Raw genomic sequence first — 12,977 nt, 5'->3', positions numbered from 1 at the left:
CGCAGCTTCGTCTTCTGGCTTTTTCTGGTTAGTGATTTCGACCCTATCAAAACCGCGCTCGGTAGTTTTGGGGCAACAACTGCACATGCTGTTCAATCGCCCCAGGCAAGATGAAAAATTTCGGAGCCGTGGTAAATTCGTAAACCCGATACAGGCGAAACGCGTCTGAGAAGTCATTGGAGAATGCCCGCTCGTTCTCGCTGATGAAAAATGGCAGATACTTGCCAGAGTTGGTCGCCTTAACCTCCAAGAAGCGCTCTTGATCCCTCGAGGCATCAAAAGACCGGATATCGAAACCCAACCCATCGCCCCGGTCCTTGCTCGACCATTCAACCTCTGCCGCCAGGTCCGGCCGCCCCAGAGCTGTAAGCCTCTGCCGTTCCATACGAAGAACGAATTCCTCAGCGCGCTCCCCCAACTGGCGATTGCGACGCTCACGCTCTGAGAAGTCGATACGTGTCGCCAAGTAATTGGGCCTGCCCTCGGCGACATGAGGAATGCGCTCTGGCGGTTCTGGATCAAACACCGCATCCCAGGCCCAATCCTGATTTTCCGGCTCATTAACAACCTTATCGGCAACGAGATTTACGTCGTCGACGACCTTCTGATGGCCAGCAAGATAAGACAGAACCACCTGTTTGAGCTGGTACTGATAGTTGAAAGCGGGTTTGTAGCCGGGGATGTAGGGTAGGCCCAACTCCAGTAATACAGCACTGACATTCTGGTGTTTGTATTCGATCGATCCCTCGGAGCGATTATTCAAGCGGGGCTGCAGCGCCCTGCGATGCGCCGCTTTGCTGTAGGAGGCTCCGACGAGATGTTTCTCCAGCATCGTCACGTAATCATTGACTAAAAACTCGCATTCCAACCAGTCCCAACCACCATGTTCCGGCTGAAGAAGGTCACGAATCGACTTTTCATCAAGGCTAGTTAACAGTGCGGACCGCAGAAGCTCGCGCGCAATCTGGTTACCCAGCAGTTCAAACAGCTCATCGTCCAGAAACGAATGATCGATGTGGGCATCGATGACCCCTTGCGATGTCGCCGTTGTCAGTTTTTGATATGGTTCTTGTTGACCGGGTCTGATTTTGTGGTGCCAAAACCCCTCACTCCGCAGGTGGAAAAACGGTAAATGGGGGTTGTTCCGGTCCGAAGGAGATGCCAATGCCTGAAAACGCTCGCTGAAATGGCGCTTGAGATCATCGTCAAGATAAAACCGGTTGTTCGTAACTTCGCCCGACTCTACGAGATCCATGACCGCCTGCAACATGGCCACTTTGTGAGGGCTCTTATTAGTACTCCCTCTGTTCATTCGAAGCGTTGAAAAGCGCTTCTCATAATCAAGCAAACTCACCGGCCACTCCAGTAATCCGCTTTCTCCGGGATGACCCATCGCACGCCACCACGAGGATCTTGCTGATCGCCTGCATACCTCGGTATCAAATGACAATGCATGTGCAAGACCGTCTGCCCTGCCGCCGCTCCACAGTTCATACCAATATTGTAGCCATCAGGCTGGTAACGCTCTTCAATCCACTGCTTGCCTTGCTCGACCAACTCCATAATGGCTTGTTGTTCAGCCGAGGTAAGGTCAAACCAGTCCGCGGCATGCCGATTGGGGACGATCAACAAATGGCCCTGAGAAACCGGAAAGCCATCCAGGCGAATATGAGCCAACCCATTGGACGGCATTGAACCATGTTCTGATCCTTCATTGACGACGCAAAATGGGCAGTTCTTTTTCATTGCAAGCTTCCGCCTATGGATCCAAAGTTTCCTGATGTGTTGAGCTATGCTCGTCAAAATCTTAGACCAGAATTCAGCCCCTGCGTTGTCGGTGGGACTTTTTCACCCGCCGGGCCCGGCTGAGTTCATCCTTCATGTAGGCGCCGACGGCTTTCAGGAGACCGAGATCCGGATCGGCCTGTTCGTTGTCTGCCAGCCGGAAAATCTGTTGGTAGTACCAGGCTTGGCCACCCAGCACGTTGATCACTTTCAGCGGCATCAGCGGGCTGGCCGGTGAGAAAAACCCACTCTGGGCGAGCTTGATGTGATCCTCATGGCAGACGGTCTTGTCGATGCGCCCCTCGAGCAGATCCCTGGGCGTGTCCGGGTCCGTGCAGAGCGGGCGGCCCAGGCCGATCACATCGGTCTCACCGTTGGCGACTACCTCTTCCATAAAAGCCCGCGTGCGAAATCCGCCGGTGACCATCAGCGGGCAATCGCAGACTTCACGAATCTTCTGGGCATAATCCAGAAAATAGGCCTCCCGCTTGCGGGTGCTTTCCCGCATGGCCGGCCCCTCGCTCGCGGTGTCCGCATCACCGGTGTAACCAAGCAGCCGCGGCTGTTCGTAGGTGCCGCCAGAAACCTCCAGCAGATCAATCCCCTCTTCATTGAGCCAGCGGACCACCTTCACACTCTCGTCCAGGGTGAACCCGCCCTTGCGGAAATCGTCGGAATTGAGTTTGACCGCCACCGGAAACTCCGGCCCCACGGCCGCGCGGGTCGCACGAACTACTTCCAGCAGGAAACGGGCACGATTCTCCAGAGCCCCGCCCCAGCGATCCGTCCGCTGATTCGTCACCGGAGACAGAAAGGAAGACAACAGATAACCATGGGCCCCATGAACCTGAACACCGGTGAAGCCGGCATCCCTGGCAATCCGGGCAACATTGGCAAAGCGCTGGATGAAGTCCAGGATCTCCAGCTCCGTCAGCGCCCGCGGGCGGGCATAGTTGCCCATGAGTGACAGCTGAACCGCCGAGGGCCCCATCGGCCGCGAAGTGACATAGCGCGGCGACTGGCGGCCGGCATGGGAAATCTGCATCCACAAATGGTTGCCATTGCGGGTACCGGCTTTGGCCCAGGCCCGCAGTTGCGCCATACCCTCAGGCTCGCCCTCCGACGGTGCAGGATCAATGGCCACATTACCCGGTCGTTCCAGCACCCTGCGGTCAATCATCACGTTGCCGGTGATCAGCAACCCTGCACCGCCATCAGACCAGCGCCGATAGAGCGTTTCATGCCGGAGGGTGGCGTGCAAGTGAGCATCGGACAGCCCTTCGGTCATAGCGGCCTTGGCGATTCGGTTGGGTAAGACAGCGCCGCAGGGGAGTTTCAGGGGCTGGTCCAGAGGGGATTGGAGCATGAGGTATCCTGATTCTTGTTGATTTTTCGATTTCCGAATCATGATTCGTTAGAGGAATTCGCACAATAGCCGGCACAAGCTTCTCCATGAGCGCGACACAATCCCGCAGCTGGTCCCGGTTGACGGAACTGTCCAGGTAGCCCCTCTATGCATCAGCTGTTTGCAAAGGGTATAGATTCCGTTCAAAGCAATGCCCAATACCGGCGGGGTATCCTACTTGCCAAAAGCCGTCTGCGCAGCAACCCTCGCCCTCTCGACTGGCCTCCCCATTCCTCTCAAATGTGCTTGTCGTTGTGGAAGTCCCAAAAACCCTGAAGAACATAGCGGTTGTTTAACAGCACTCGGACTTTTGGGAAATTCCGTCCAGGCCGGTTCCCACGTCAAAAGTCGGAGTAGCATGGCTTTCAAAATAAGGGTAATTAACGGGCGGATCGGTTACCAACAACCCCTTGAAGAATCCGCGAGACAAACTGCTGGGGGAACAGGGAGGAAACCGGAACCAGCTTATTCAATCCGGGCAGCGCCACCCGCTGCTTTCTCTCAATTGCCCGAATTCCGCACTCGGCAACTTGTGCTGCATCCATCGCAACCAGGTCAGCAAGAGAGCTGATGGATCCACGGCTATGCTGTTCTGACGATAGCCCCATGGCGTCGTATATCTTGGTGCGGGTTATTCCGGGGCATAGCATTCCTACATAGATCCCATGAGGAGCCAGTTCATCGGCCAAGGCGTGAGTAAAGGCAATCACATAGTGTTTACTACCGGCGTAGGCGGCCAGTTTCGGGACGGGCACATAACCACCAATGGAGGCGACATTGAGAATGTGCCCCTGCACTCCTTCCTCTATCATCCGCCTGGCAACCACTGCCACCAACTCGGTGACAACCTGAATGTTGAGAGTCAGGGCTTTGCGCACGCTCTTTGTGTCGAGTTCCGTGTGGTTGCCCAGCAAGCCAGTCCCGGCATTGTTCACGAGCACTTCTACGCTGAATCCCTGGTCATCAAGTTGCTGCATCAACGTTTCAACAGCGTCGTCTGTCGTAAGGTCCATCTGGATGGGAATGAATTCACCGGGGCCATTACCCAATTCTGCTTGCAATGACTCAAGTTCATCCGGGTCCAGGGTCGCGGTTGCAACTTTTGCCCCCATCGCGTGAAACATGATGACCATTTCCCGGCCAATGCCACTGCCACCGCCGGTTACCAATACCTGCCTCTGATTCCAGTCCATACCTTTCATTACCTCTCTTTATTGTCTCGATTGGCTGCTTGCTGTCTGAACTGGGAAGGAGTCATCCCATGACAGGCCTTGAACCACCTTATAAAAGACTGGCTTTCGGTGTACTGCAGACGATGCGCAATAGCTTCGATACTCTCATTGCTTTCCAGAAGAAGCTTCCTTGCCATCTCCTCACGTAATTCGTCCAACAACGCCCGATAACTGGTGCCCTCAACGTTCAATCGACGTAAAAGGTGACGGCTGCTCATACCCAAGGCATTTGCCAACTCGGATCTGGAGGGCTTTCCTCGCATAACCATCGTTTTCAGAATTGAGCGGGCATTCCCTAAAAAATCGGGCTCTGTTTGTTTGCTTTCCAGGAAGCGGGCATGATTCTCGAGAACATCTCGCATTGCACTGTTGGAGTGCAGCAGCGGTGCATCCAGGTGGGCGATCGGAAAGACCAGCGCGTTCATCGGCTGGTTAAAATGCACCGGACAACGAAATACCCGCTCATATTCTCTGAGTTGGTGAGCAGTTTTTGGTGCCCCATGCTGGAGGAGCACGCAATCAAAATCCCAATGCCTTATGTTTGGCAGGTGTACTCTCACTGTGGCGAGACTACCAAGCATGTAGTCAACCGCTTGCGACCGAAACTCTGGATTGGTCGTGGCTAAATTCCAGGTCCAGGCAACTTGTCCGGGATTGAATTCAAACGAGGTGCTTCCAACGTTGCTCACCAGATGCTCATACCGCATGCACATCTCAATCACTTCGCGAAGCGTTCCACAGGCCCTCACTATATAGCCCGCCACGCCAAAACTTTCGGGCTGAGAGAACTCAGATAGGTGAAGCCCAAGGAGATCATCACCGGTATGCTTCACACCCGCATTAAGTACGGATTCAAGGTACCGCATTGGCACCATCTGGTTTGGATCAATCAGGTACTCAGGGCGCAGCCCGGTCTCATTTAATATGCTGCTGTACGTTAATCCGAACTGCTCGGCCAGGGTCAGAAGATGCTGCAGAAGGCCGGACAGGACGAAAGCCCCGTCGTCGTTTACGCCACCGCTCTGGGAGTCTGATTGCATACCGTGACCGCTCTTCCCAATCATGAAAGACCCGGATTGGAGTCAGATCGTTTTAGTTAGTCTGCCCACAATACTGGACCGGCAGGCAAGCTGCCCATCACATCTTGGGACCACCAATAAACATTTTAGGACATATTTAGGAATGCATCTGCCCAGGCTGAAGGCCACACGAATAACCTCCGTGATCCAGCAACAGACCTCGAAGCCACCTGTGGTGCTGTGTCGAGAAGAATTTCTGCCACCCCAAACGCAAAAAAGGCAGACCAGTAAGTACTGATCTGCCTTTCTTTTATGTGGTAGCGGGGGCAGGATTCGAACCTACGACCTTCGGGTTATGAGCCCGACGAGCTACCAGACTGCTCCACCCCGCATCAAACTGGTTGTTTATCGGGGAACCCCCGAATCAACGTGCGCGTATCTTAAGGATTCGCCCTATGCCTGTCAATCGATATTTTCAAACAGGTCACTCGGATACGTCAGACTCTCCTGCGGTGCCTGCTCATACATGCCCACCTTATCGATTGCCTCCTGCACGGGACGGAACGAACGTCTGTGGTGAACGGTGGCCCCCAGGCGATTCAATGCCTCCAGGTGAACTGGCGTGGGATAGCCTTTGTGCCTGGCAAGCTCGTAACCGGGGAACTGCTTATCCAGTTCGGCCATTTCACGGTCACGAACCACTTTTGCAATGATGGATGCCGCGCTGATGGCTTCGACGCGCGAATCGCCTTTAACGACCGGCTCCGAAGGCCAGCGCCATTTCGGGCAACGGTTTCCGTCGACGAGCACATATTCTGGCTCCACAGACAGGCCGGAGACCGCCCTTTCCATCGCCACCATGGTTGCCTGGTAGATGTTCACGCGATCAATCTCATCCGCCTCGGCACGCCCGAGACTCCAGGCGGCGGCCTTCTCCAAGATTTCTTCGTACAGAGCTTCCCTGCGCTTTTCTGTCAGCTTTTTGGAGTCAGCGAGCCCCGCTATCGGGCGTTCGGGATCCAGTATCACTGCCGCGGTTACAACCGCTCCGATTAATGGGCCCCGGCCGACTTCGTCGACACCCGCCAGGCGCGAACCGGAGTAATGGCAGTGGAACGGAGGTAATGGCGACTTGCTCAAGACGATCGCTCCAGCAGTTCAGAGATAGCGTCCGCCGCTCGCTCATCCGCATTCTGGCGGAGTTGCAGGTGCAACTCGGTGAACGCCTCGGTCAGACGGGTTCGCTCGTCCTCGTTCTCCAGGCGCTCGAGCACGGCGGCGCCCAGAGCCTCGGGGGTGGCGTCGTCCTGAAGCAATTCCGGCACCAGTGGCTTACGGGCCAACAGATTGGGAAGTGCGACATGGGGCACCTTGACGAGGCGCGATAGCAGCTTGTAACTGACATTGCTCAGCCGATAGCCGACCACCATCGGCTTTTTCAGCAGCATGGCTTCAAGCGTGGCTGTTCCCGATGCCAACAGCACCACGTCGGAGGCCGCCATCACCTCACGGGAGCGCCCTCTTACGATGGTGACCGGCAATGCCACTTCCAGGGACTCCACCAGCCCGCGCACCTGCTTTTCACGGTCACGGTTCACACAGGGAATCACCAGCTGCAGATCCGGACGGGACTCCTGTATCCAGCGCGCCGCAGCCAGAAACAGGCTACCGAGGCGTTCCACTTCGCCACTGCGACTGCCCGGCAATATCGCCAGCACCGGCTTGTTCTCATCCAGCCCGAGGGCCTGCCGGGCACCTGCGGTGTCCGGTTCCATCGGTATGCGATTCGCCAACGGGTGCCCGACAAACGCCACCGGTACATCGTGCTCTTCGTAGAAACGGGCCTCGAAGGGGAACAGGGTCAACATCAGGTTCACGGATTTTGCGATCTTGAAGATTCGCTTCTGGCGCCACGCCCAGACCGAGGGGCTGACGTAGTGGACCGTTGGAATGCCGGCATCGCGGCAGCGGCGTTCAACACCGAGGGTGAAATCCGGGGAATCGATACCGATGACCACATCCGGTGGCGTGGTCAGGAAATAGTCCATCAGGCGGGCGCGAATGCTGAACAGTTCGCGAATGCGGCCAAGCACTTCCACCAGCCCCATCACCGACAACCGCTCCATCGGAACCAGGGAATGGAAACCGGCCGCTTCCATCTCTTCCCCGCCGATACCGACAAAACGGGCGCGAGGGTATCTGGCACGCAGCGCATGGATCAGGCCGGCACCGAGTATGTCTCCCGATGCCTCGCCCGCCACAATGCCAAATGTGATGCGGCGGTCGCTAATAACCCTGGGGGTGGGATGGTCCATCACCGCTCCAGGGCCGACTATCGAATGATGCCGCGGTGTGCACCACGAAGAGAGTCAAGGAGCGGACGCAGCTCGTCCACATCGGGGTAGGACTTTTCCAGCTCTTCCACAGCCTGTTCGGTGGTCAGGCCCTGGCGGTAGATAACCTTATACGCCCGGCGCAAGGTCAGCAGCACTTCCTTGCTGAACCCTCGGCGGCGAAGGCCTTCCACGTTCATGCCGTGAGGCGCAGCGGACTGGCCGCTGGCCATGACATACGCCGGGATATCCTTGAGGACAATACTGCCACCGGCCGCCATGCTGTGAGGGCCAATGTGACAGAACTGGTGAACCATGGTGCCACCACCAAGGATCGCCCAGTCACCAACGGTGACGTGTCCGGCCAGGGTCGCGCAGTTGGCGAGAATCGTGTTGTCGCCAACCGTGCAGTCATGAGCCACATGAACATAGGCCATTAAAAGGTTGCCGCTGCCGATCCGTGTCTCACCACGATCCTGGACAGTGCCACGATGAATCGTACAGTTTTCACGGATCACGTTGTCATCACCGATCACCAGTGTGGTCGGCTCGCCGGCGTATTTCTTGTCCTGACACTCTTCTCCAATACTGGAGAACTGGAATATGCGGTTGTTGCGGCCAATAACCGTTGGCCCTTTTACCACCACATGGGAGAGGATTTCGGTTCCCTCTCCTATTTCCACATCGGGGCCGATGTAGCTCCACGGACCAACGGTCACGTTGTCCGCCAGTCTGGCTGATGGGTCTACAATCGCTTGAGGATGGACACCCGACCAGTCATTTGTCGCCATCAAACTTCTCTCTCAGCGGTCAATATATCGGCCACGCAGACGACTTCACCGTCGACCAGTGCCCGACACTCAAATTTCCAGATTCCGCGTTTGCCAGAGATAAAGGTGGATTCCATGCACAATCTGTCTCCCGGCACCACGGGGCGCTTGAAACGCACCTTACTGGACCCAGCCAGATATTGTACCACGCCATCCGAGGGTTTCCGTTCAACGGTCACAAAACCCAGAACCCCTGAAAGCTGCGCCATCGCCTCTATTATCAGCACTCCGGGCATGATTGGCTTGTTTGGAAAATGGCCCGTAAAGAATGGTTCGTTGAAGGAAATGTTTTTATATCCCTTAATGGATTTACCCTTCTCGATTTCGGTGACCCGATCCACCAGCAGAAACGGGTATCTGTGGGGCAAATATTCCAAAATTTCTTCAATATACATCATCTTTATCGGCCTCAGCCTTCTGATTTCTTTTCCAGTTCTTTAAGCTTTCGCGCCATAGCGTCCAGCTGCCGAAAGCGAACTGCGTTTTTGCGCCACTGGCGATTCTTTTCTGCGCTGGTACCCGAAGAGTACACACCCGGTTCCCGGATATCGCCCGTAACCAGGGTCATGCCCGTCAGGTGTACCTGGTCTGCAATCTCCAGGTGACCGGCAACACCGGATGCGCCGCCGAATACACAGTGCCGGCCGATTCGGGTACTGCCTGCAATCCCGACCATGGCAGCCATGGCACTGTGATCACCTATGGTTACGTTATGGGCGATCTGGATCAGGTTATCCAGTTTGACACCATTGCCAATCACCGTGTCATCCAGGGCACCCCGATCAATGGTGGTGTTAGCGCCGACCTCCACGTCGTCGCCCAGAACCACTTTGCCGATCTGGGCAATGCGATGCCAGGCGCCCTTCTCATTCGCAAACCCGAAGCCATCAGAGCCAATCACCGCACCACTGAGAATATGGCAACGCTGTCCCACGACAATATCGTGAGCCAGGGTTACCCGGGGGCGTAAAACCGTCTGACTGCCTATGCGAGAACGGGCCCCTATGATGGAGCCGGCACCGATAACAACATGATCGCCAATCTCAGCTTCCGCTTCGATCACTACCTGGGGACCAACGGACGCCGTTTCGGAAATCCTGGAAGACGGATCCACAATCGCAGACGGATGGATGCCAGGCTGCGGACGAGGCGCGGGATCGAACCAGTGGCTGAGGCGAGCATACCCAAGATAGGGATTGTCCAGTAACAGGACATTGGTCGGAGAATCGCCCGCTGCCGAAGGTGAAAGGATAACGGCCGATGCCTGTGTTTCTTTCAGATAGCGGCCGTAGGAGGGATTGGCCAGGAACGTAATCTGCCCGTCGGTAGCGGCCTGTAACGTAGCCACGCCATGAATAATGGTATCCGGATCTCCCCGGAGCTCCGCCCCAAGTTCGGCAGCGATCTCCCCCAACCGGTAGCAACTCTGTGTCATCACTTACTCCACAAGGTAAGGCCGCCCGGCCTGTCGTTGATGCCGGGCCGAAGCCAGGCCTGATCAGCGGTTCAGCTTATCCAACAGCTCATCTGTCAGGTTCATTTCCTGCTTCACGTAGATCACGGCCTCGCTGGGGAGAATCACATCAAGATCATTTTCTTCAACAAGTTCCTGAACAGCGGCATCTACTTCAGGGCGGGCATTCTCAACGAAAGACTGTTTACGGCTGGCTACGGTGGAGTCCAGACGCTGCTTCAGGAAATTGAATTCCTTTACCTTTTCCTGGAATTCTGTCGCCAGCTTGCTGCGCTCGGATTCGTTCATCATCGCGCCATCCTTCTCGAGACGATCCTTAAGCTTCCTCGCCTCTTCCTGGGCACGACGAACCTCAGCCTCATCATCGGAGAAATCCCGCTGAAGGTTTTCGCTGAAAGCTTTTGCCTCGTTAGAAGAAAACAGGGCCTGGCGAAGATCGACAACACCTATACGAGTTTCAGCCGCTACAGGAAAAGCCACAACCACCGCCAACATGGCGACCATTGCTGCAAATCGGAACATGGGTTTTCTCCTCTGTTTCTTTGTTTTTCTACATCGTCCGCTGATCAGAAGGTCTGTCCCAGTGAGAACTGGAAGACCTGTGTATCGTCACCACTCTTATCGTTCAACGGCTTGGCCAGACTGAAAGCCAGGGGACCAACGGCGGTGATCCACTGGAACCCTACGCCTGCCGACAACCGCAACTCGTCCGCGGCAGGATCAAAGTCCCGATCCGGATCAAATACCTGACCCGCATCCACAAAGAATGCCGTGCGCATGGAGCGGCTGTCCCCGGCAAACGGTGTCGGGAAGATCAATTCCAGGCTGCCTTCAGTCAGGACACTACCACCGAACGGGTCAGGATCAGACAGATCATTGGGGCTGTTTGTCGCCCGCGGCCCCAGGGAATTGGCTTCGTAACCACGGACCGAACCATAACCACCGGCGTAGAAGTGTTCGTAGAACGGCATAACATCGCGGCCATCGTAGCCATCACCATACCCCACCTCGGTGCGTCCGCGCAGCACCCAGGTCTGCCTCTCATTGAGCGGCTGATAGAAGTCGGTTTTATGGCTTAGCTTGTAGAAAGTCAGGTCACTGCCGGGCACGGCTATATCGGCAGACAGTGAATGACTATAGCCATCGGTGGGCAAGACACCGCGGTTCAGGGTGCTGCGACGCCAGGAGCCAAACAGGAAATAGTTATTGAAATCACTACCTTCCTCTTCGATGAACTCCCGGACCTCTTCCGAGGTAAATACACCACCCTTGAGCTTGGACAGGGTGTAGCCAACGCCGAAATTCAGACGGGTAATGCTGTCGGTCGGATACCCGAAACTCAGGCGGCCACCGTATTCGTCCAGCAGGTAGGAGGAAATATCCTGCTCTTCAAAGTCCGTTTCACGGGCAAACAAACTGAAGCCCCGGCTGACGCCATCCACCGTGTAGTACGGATCGGTATAAGAGAAGTTTGCACTTTTGATGGAGTCACTGACGTTAACGCCAAAGGACACCCGCTTGCCACTGCCGAAGAAGTTATTCTCCGACACATTGGCGCCCAATATCACGCCTGAGGCCTGAGAGAAACCAATCGAGGCAGAAAGACTACCGGTGGGCTGCTCGACGACGGAATAGTTTACATCCACCATGTCATCGGTGCCGGGAACCGGGACTGTCTCAACGTCTACTGTCTGGAAAAAACCCAGCCGCTCCAGCTTGGTCTTGGAGAACTCAATGCGATCAGTGGAGGCCACTCCGCCTTCCATCTGCGTCATTTCCTGTCGCAGGACCTCATCGCGGGTCGATACGTTACCTTCAAAGTTAACCCGACGGACGTAAGCACGCTTCCCGGGCTCTACATAGAACGTTACCGACGCGGTATTGTCCTCGGCAGGCTCAGGCACGGCGTTGACGTTAGCGAATGCGTACCCTTCACGTCCCAGACGACGAGACAGGCGCTCGGACACAGCCGTCACGGTGGAACGGGAGAAAATGTCGCCCTCTTCGATGGGAATGAGCTTACGCAGTTCATCCTCGTCGACGATCAGTTCGCCCCGAAGCTGGACGTCTGACACGGTGTACTGAGAACCTTCATTAAGCGCGATCGCAATAAATACCTGCTTCTTGTCCGGTGAAATCGATACCTGACTGGACTCCACGTTAAAGTCCAGGTAACCCCGGTCCAGGTAAAACGACCTCAGAGACTCCAGATCGCCGCTGAGCCGCTCACGCGCGTACTTGTCAGCATTGGTAATGGAATTCCACCAGCTACTTGTTCTGAGCTCGAACAAATCCAGCAATTCCTCATCATTGAAGTTCTCATTGCCTATGATGTTGATGTGCTGGATGGCCGCCACATTCCCTTCATTGATCACCAGTTTGATAGCAACCCGATTGCGGGGCAATTCCTCTGCAGTGGCCTTCACCCGGGCATTGTAACGGCCCTGACTGATATAGGATCGAAGGATCTCAAGCTCAAGGCGCTCCAGGGTCGCCCGGCGAAATACCTGGCCCTCCTCGAGCCCTGCTCCCGCCAGCGCATCCATGAGCATATCCGTTTCGATCTTCTTGTTGCCTTCAATCTCAATGGAAGTGATGGAAGGCCGCTCGCGAACGGTCAGGATGAGAACGCCACCGTCCCGGCTTGCGTCAATATCCGTGAACAGCCCGGTACGGAACAGGTCCTTAATCGCCCCCGCAAGCTCGGCTTCATCCACCGGCTCCCCAATACCGACGGGAAAGGAAGAAAATACGGTACCTGCGGATACCCGCTGTAGCCCCTCTACCTCAATATCGGAAACCGTGAATTCGTCAGCGTGCGCTGAACTCATGCCTATGCCGGCAATTGCCAGACCTATGGCTACACCTAGAAGAGAACGTCTCATTCAGTCATTTCGCC

Annotated in this window: 12 protein-coding genes and 1 tRNA gene; all 13 read right to left on the bottom strand. The window is 55.7% G+C overall.

Annotated features, from left to right (window positions below; all coding sequences use genetic code 11):
• Positions 1–46: 46 nt before the first annotated feature.
• The 13 genes from Q0Y21_RS14285 to bamA all read right to left on the bottom strand — a co-directional run bounded on the left by Q0Y21_RS14285 (position 47) and on the right by bamA (position 12,963).
• Complete coding sequence (locus tag Q0Y21_RS14285; protein WP_297796822.1) at positions 47–1,354, bottom strand: DUF3883 domain-containing protein; 1,308 nt, start codon at positions 1,352–1,354, stop codon at positions 47–49.
• Positions 1,351–1,746 carry an HIT family protein gene (locus tag Q0Y21_RS14280; RefSeq protein WP_297796821.1) on the bottom strand — a complete coding sequence of 132 codons (396 nt, stop codon included), beginning with the start codon at positions 1,744–1,746 and terminating at the stop codon, positions 1,351–1,353. Before Q0Y21_RS14280 ends, Q0Y21_RS14285 begins: the two co-directional genes overlap by 4 nt.
• Positions 1,747–1,819: 73 nt before the next feature.
• Positions 1,820–3,151, bottom strand: coding sequence for an NADH:flavin oxidoreductase/NADH oxidase family protein (locus Q0Y21_RS14275; RefSeq protein ID WP_297796819.1), 1,332 nt, complete (start codon positions 3,149–3,151; stop codon positions 1,820–1,822).
• 419 nt (positions 3,152–3,570) lie between these two features.
• Positions 3,571–4,383, bottom strand: coding sequence for an SDR family NAD(P)-dependent oxidoreductase (locus tag Q0Y21_RS14270; protein WP_297796817.1), 813 nt, complete (start codon positions 4,381–4,383; stop codon positions 3,571–3,573).
• Between the two features lie 8 nt (positions 4,384–4,391).
• Entirely contained in the window at positions 4,392–5,462 is a 1,071-nt protein-coding gene (locus tag Q0Y21_RS14265; RefSeq protein ID WP_297796815.1) for an AraC family transcriptional regulator, read from the bottom strand.
• A gap of 294 nt (positions 5,463–5,756) precedes the next feature.
• Positions 5,757–5,833, bottom strand: a tRNA-Met gene (locus Q0Y21_RS14260).
• Between the two features lie 70 nt (positions 5,834–5,903).
• Positions 5,904–6,581, bottom strand: a complete 678-nt coding sequence (gene rnhB, locus Q0Y21_RS14255) for a ribonuclease HII (protein WP_297796813.1) — start codon at positions 6,579–6,581, stop codon at positions 5,904–5,906.
• On the bottom strand, positions 6,578–7,756 hold the full coding sequence (lpxB, locus tag Q0Y21_RS14250; protein WP_297796811.1) for a lipid-A-disaccharide synthase: 1,179 nt from the start codon (positions 7,754–7,756) through the stop codon (positions 6,578–6,580). Before lpxB ends, rnhB begins: the two co-directional genes overlap by 4 nt.
• Before the next feature lie 17 nt (positions 7,757–7,773).
• Positions 7,774–8,565 carry an acyl-ACP--UDP-N-acetylglucosamine O-acyltransferase gene (gene lpxA, locus Q0Y21_RS14245; protein ID WP_297796809.1) on the bottom strand — a complete coding sequence of 264 codons (792 nt, stop codon included), beginning with the start codon at positions 8,563–8,565 and terminating at the stop codon, positions 7,774–7,776.
• Positions 8,565–9,002, bottom strand: coding sequence for a 3-hydroxyacyl-ACP dehydratase FabZ (gene fabZ, locus Q0Y21_RS14240; protein ID WP_127331619.1), 438 nt, complete (start codon positions 9,000–9,002; stop codon positions 8,565–8,567). Before fabZ ends, lpxA begins: the two co-directional genes overlap by 1 nt.
• 11 nt (positions 9,003–9,013) lie before the next feature.
• Positions 9,014–10,039 carry a UDP-3-O-(3-hydroxymyristoyl)glucosamine N-acyltransferase gene (gene lpxD, locus Q0Y21_RS14235; RefSeq protein ID WP_297796807.1) on the bottom strand — a complete coding sequence of 342 codons (1,026 nt, stop codon included), beginning with the start codon at positions 10,037–10,039 and terminating at the stop codon, positions 9,014–9,016.
• 63 nt (positions 10,040–10,102) lie between these two features.
• Positions 10,103–10,600 carry an OmpH family outer membrane protein gene (locus Q0Y21_RS14230; RefSeq protein WP_297796805.1) on the bottom strand — a complete coding sequence of 166 codons (498 nt, stop codon included), beginning with the start codon at positions 10,598–10,600 and terminating at the stop codon, positions 10,103–10,105.
• Between the two features lie 44 nt (positions 10,601–10,644).
• Positions 10,645–12,963 carry an outer membrane protein assembly factor BamA gene (bamA, locus tag Q0Y21_RS14225; RefSeq protein WP_297796803.1) on the bottom strand — a complete coding sequence of 773 codons (2,319 nt, stop codon included), beginning with the start codon at positions 12,961–12,963 and terminating at the stop codon, positions 10,645–10,647.
• Positions 12,964–12,977 lie beyond the last annotated feature (14 nt).

It is taken from the genome of uncultured Marinobacter sp., assembly GCF_947259545.1.
Taxonomy (GTDB): Bacteria; Pseudomonadota; Gammaproteobacteria; order Pseudomonadales; family Oleiphilaceae; genus Marinobacter.
Note: the sequence above shows the minus strand (reverse complement) of the source record. Positions and strands in the feature narration are given on the sequence as shown.

What these genes read in the sequence shown, in the direction of transcription:
- Q0Y21_RS14270 (WP_297796817.1), bottom strand. Translation starts at nt 4,383, where the DNA reads ATGGACTGGAATCAGAGGCAGGTATTGGTAACCGGCGGTGGCAGTGGC.
- lpxA (WP_297796809.1), bottom strand. Translation starts at nt 8,565, where the DNA reads ATGGCGACAAATGACTGGTCGGGTGTCCATCCTCAAGCGATTGTAGAC.
- Q0Y21_RS14275 (WP_297796819.1), bottom strand. Translation starts at nt 3,151, where the DNA reads ATGCTCCAATCCCCTCTGGACCAGCCCCTGAAACTCCCCTGCGGCGCT.
- Q0Y21_RS14280 (WP_297796821.1), bottom strand. Translation starts at nt 1,746, where the DNA reads ATGAAAAAGAACTGCCCATTTTGCGTCGTCAATGAAGGATCAGAACAT.
- Q0Y21_RS14265 (WP_297796815.1), bottom strand. Translation starts at nt 5,462, where the DNA reads ATGCAATCAGACTCCCAGAGCGGTGGCGTAAACGACGACGGGGCTTTC.
- bamA (WP_297796803.1), bottom strand. Translation starts at nt 12,963, where the DNA reads ATGAGACGTTCTCTTCTAGGTGTAGCCATAGGTCTGGCAATTGCCGGC.
- lpxB (WP_297796811.1), bottom strand. Translation starts at nt 7,756, where the DNA reads ATGGACCATCCCACCCCCAGGGTTATTAGCGACCGCCGCATCACATTT.
- Q0Y21_RS14230 (WP_297796805.1), bottom strand. Translation starts at nt 10,600, where the DNA reads ATGTTCCGATTTGCAGCAATGGTCGCCATGTTGGCGGTGGTTGTGGCT.
- lpxD (WP_297796807.1), bottom strand. Translation starts at nt 10,039, where the DNA reads ATGACACAGAGTTGCTACCGGTTGGGGGAGATCGCTGCCGAACTTGGG.
- fabZ (WP_127331619.1), bottom strand. Translation starts at nt 9,002, where the DNA reads ATGATGTATATTGAAGAAATTTTGGAATATTTGCCCCACAGATACCCG.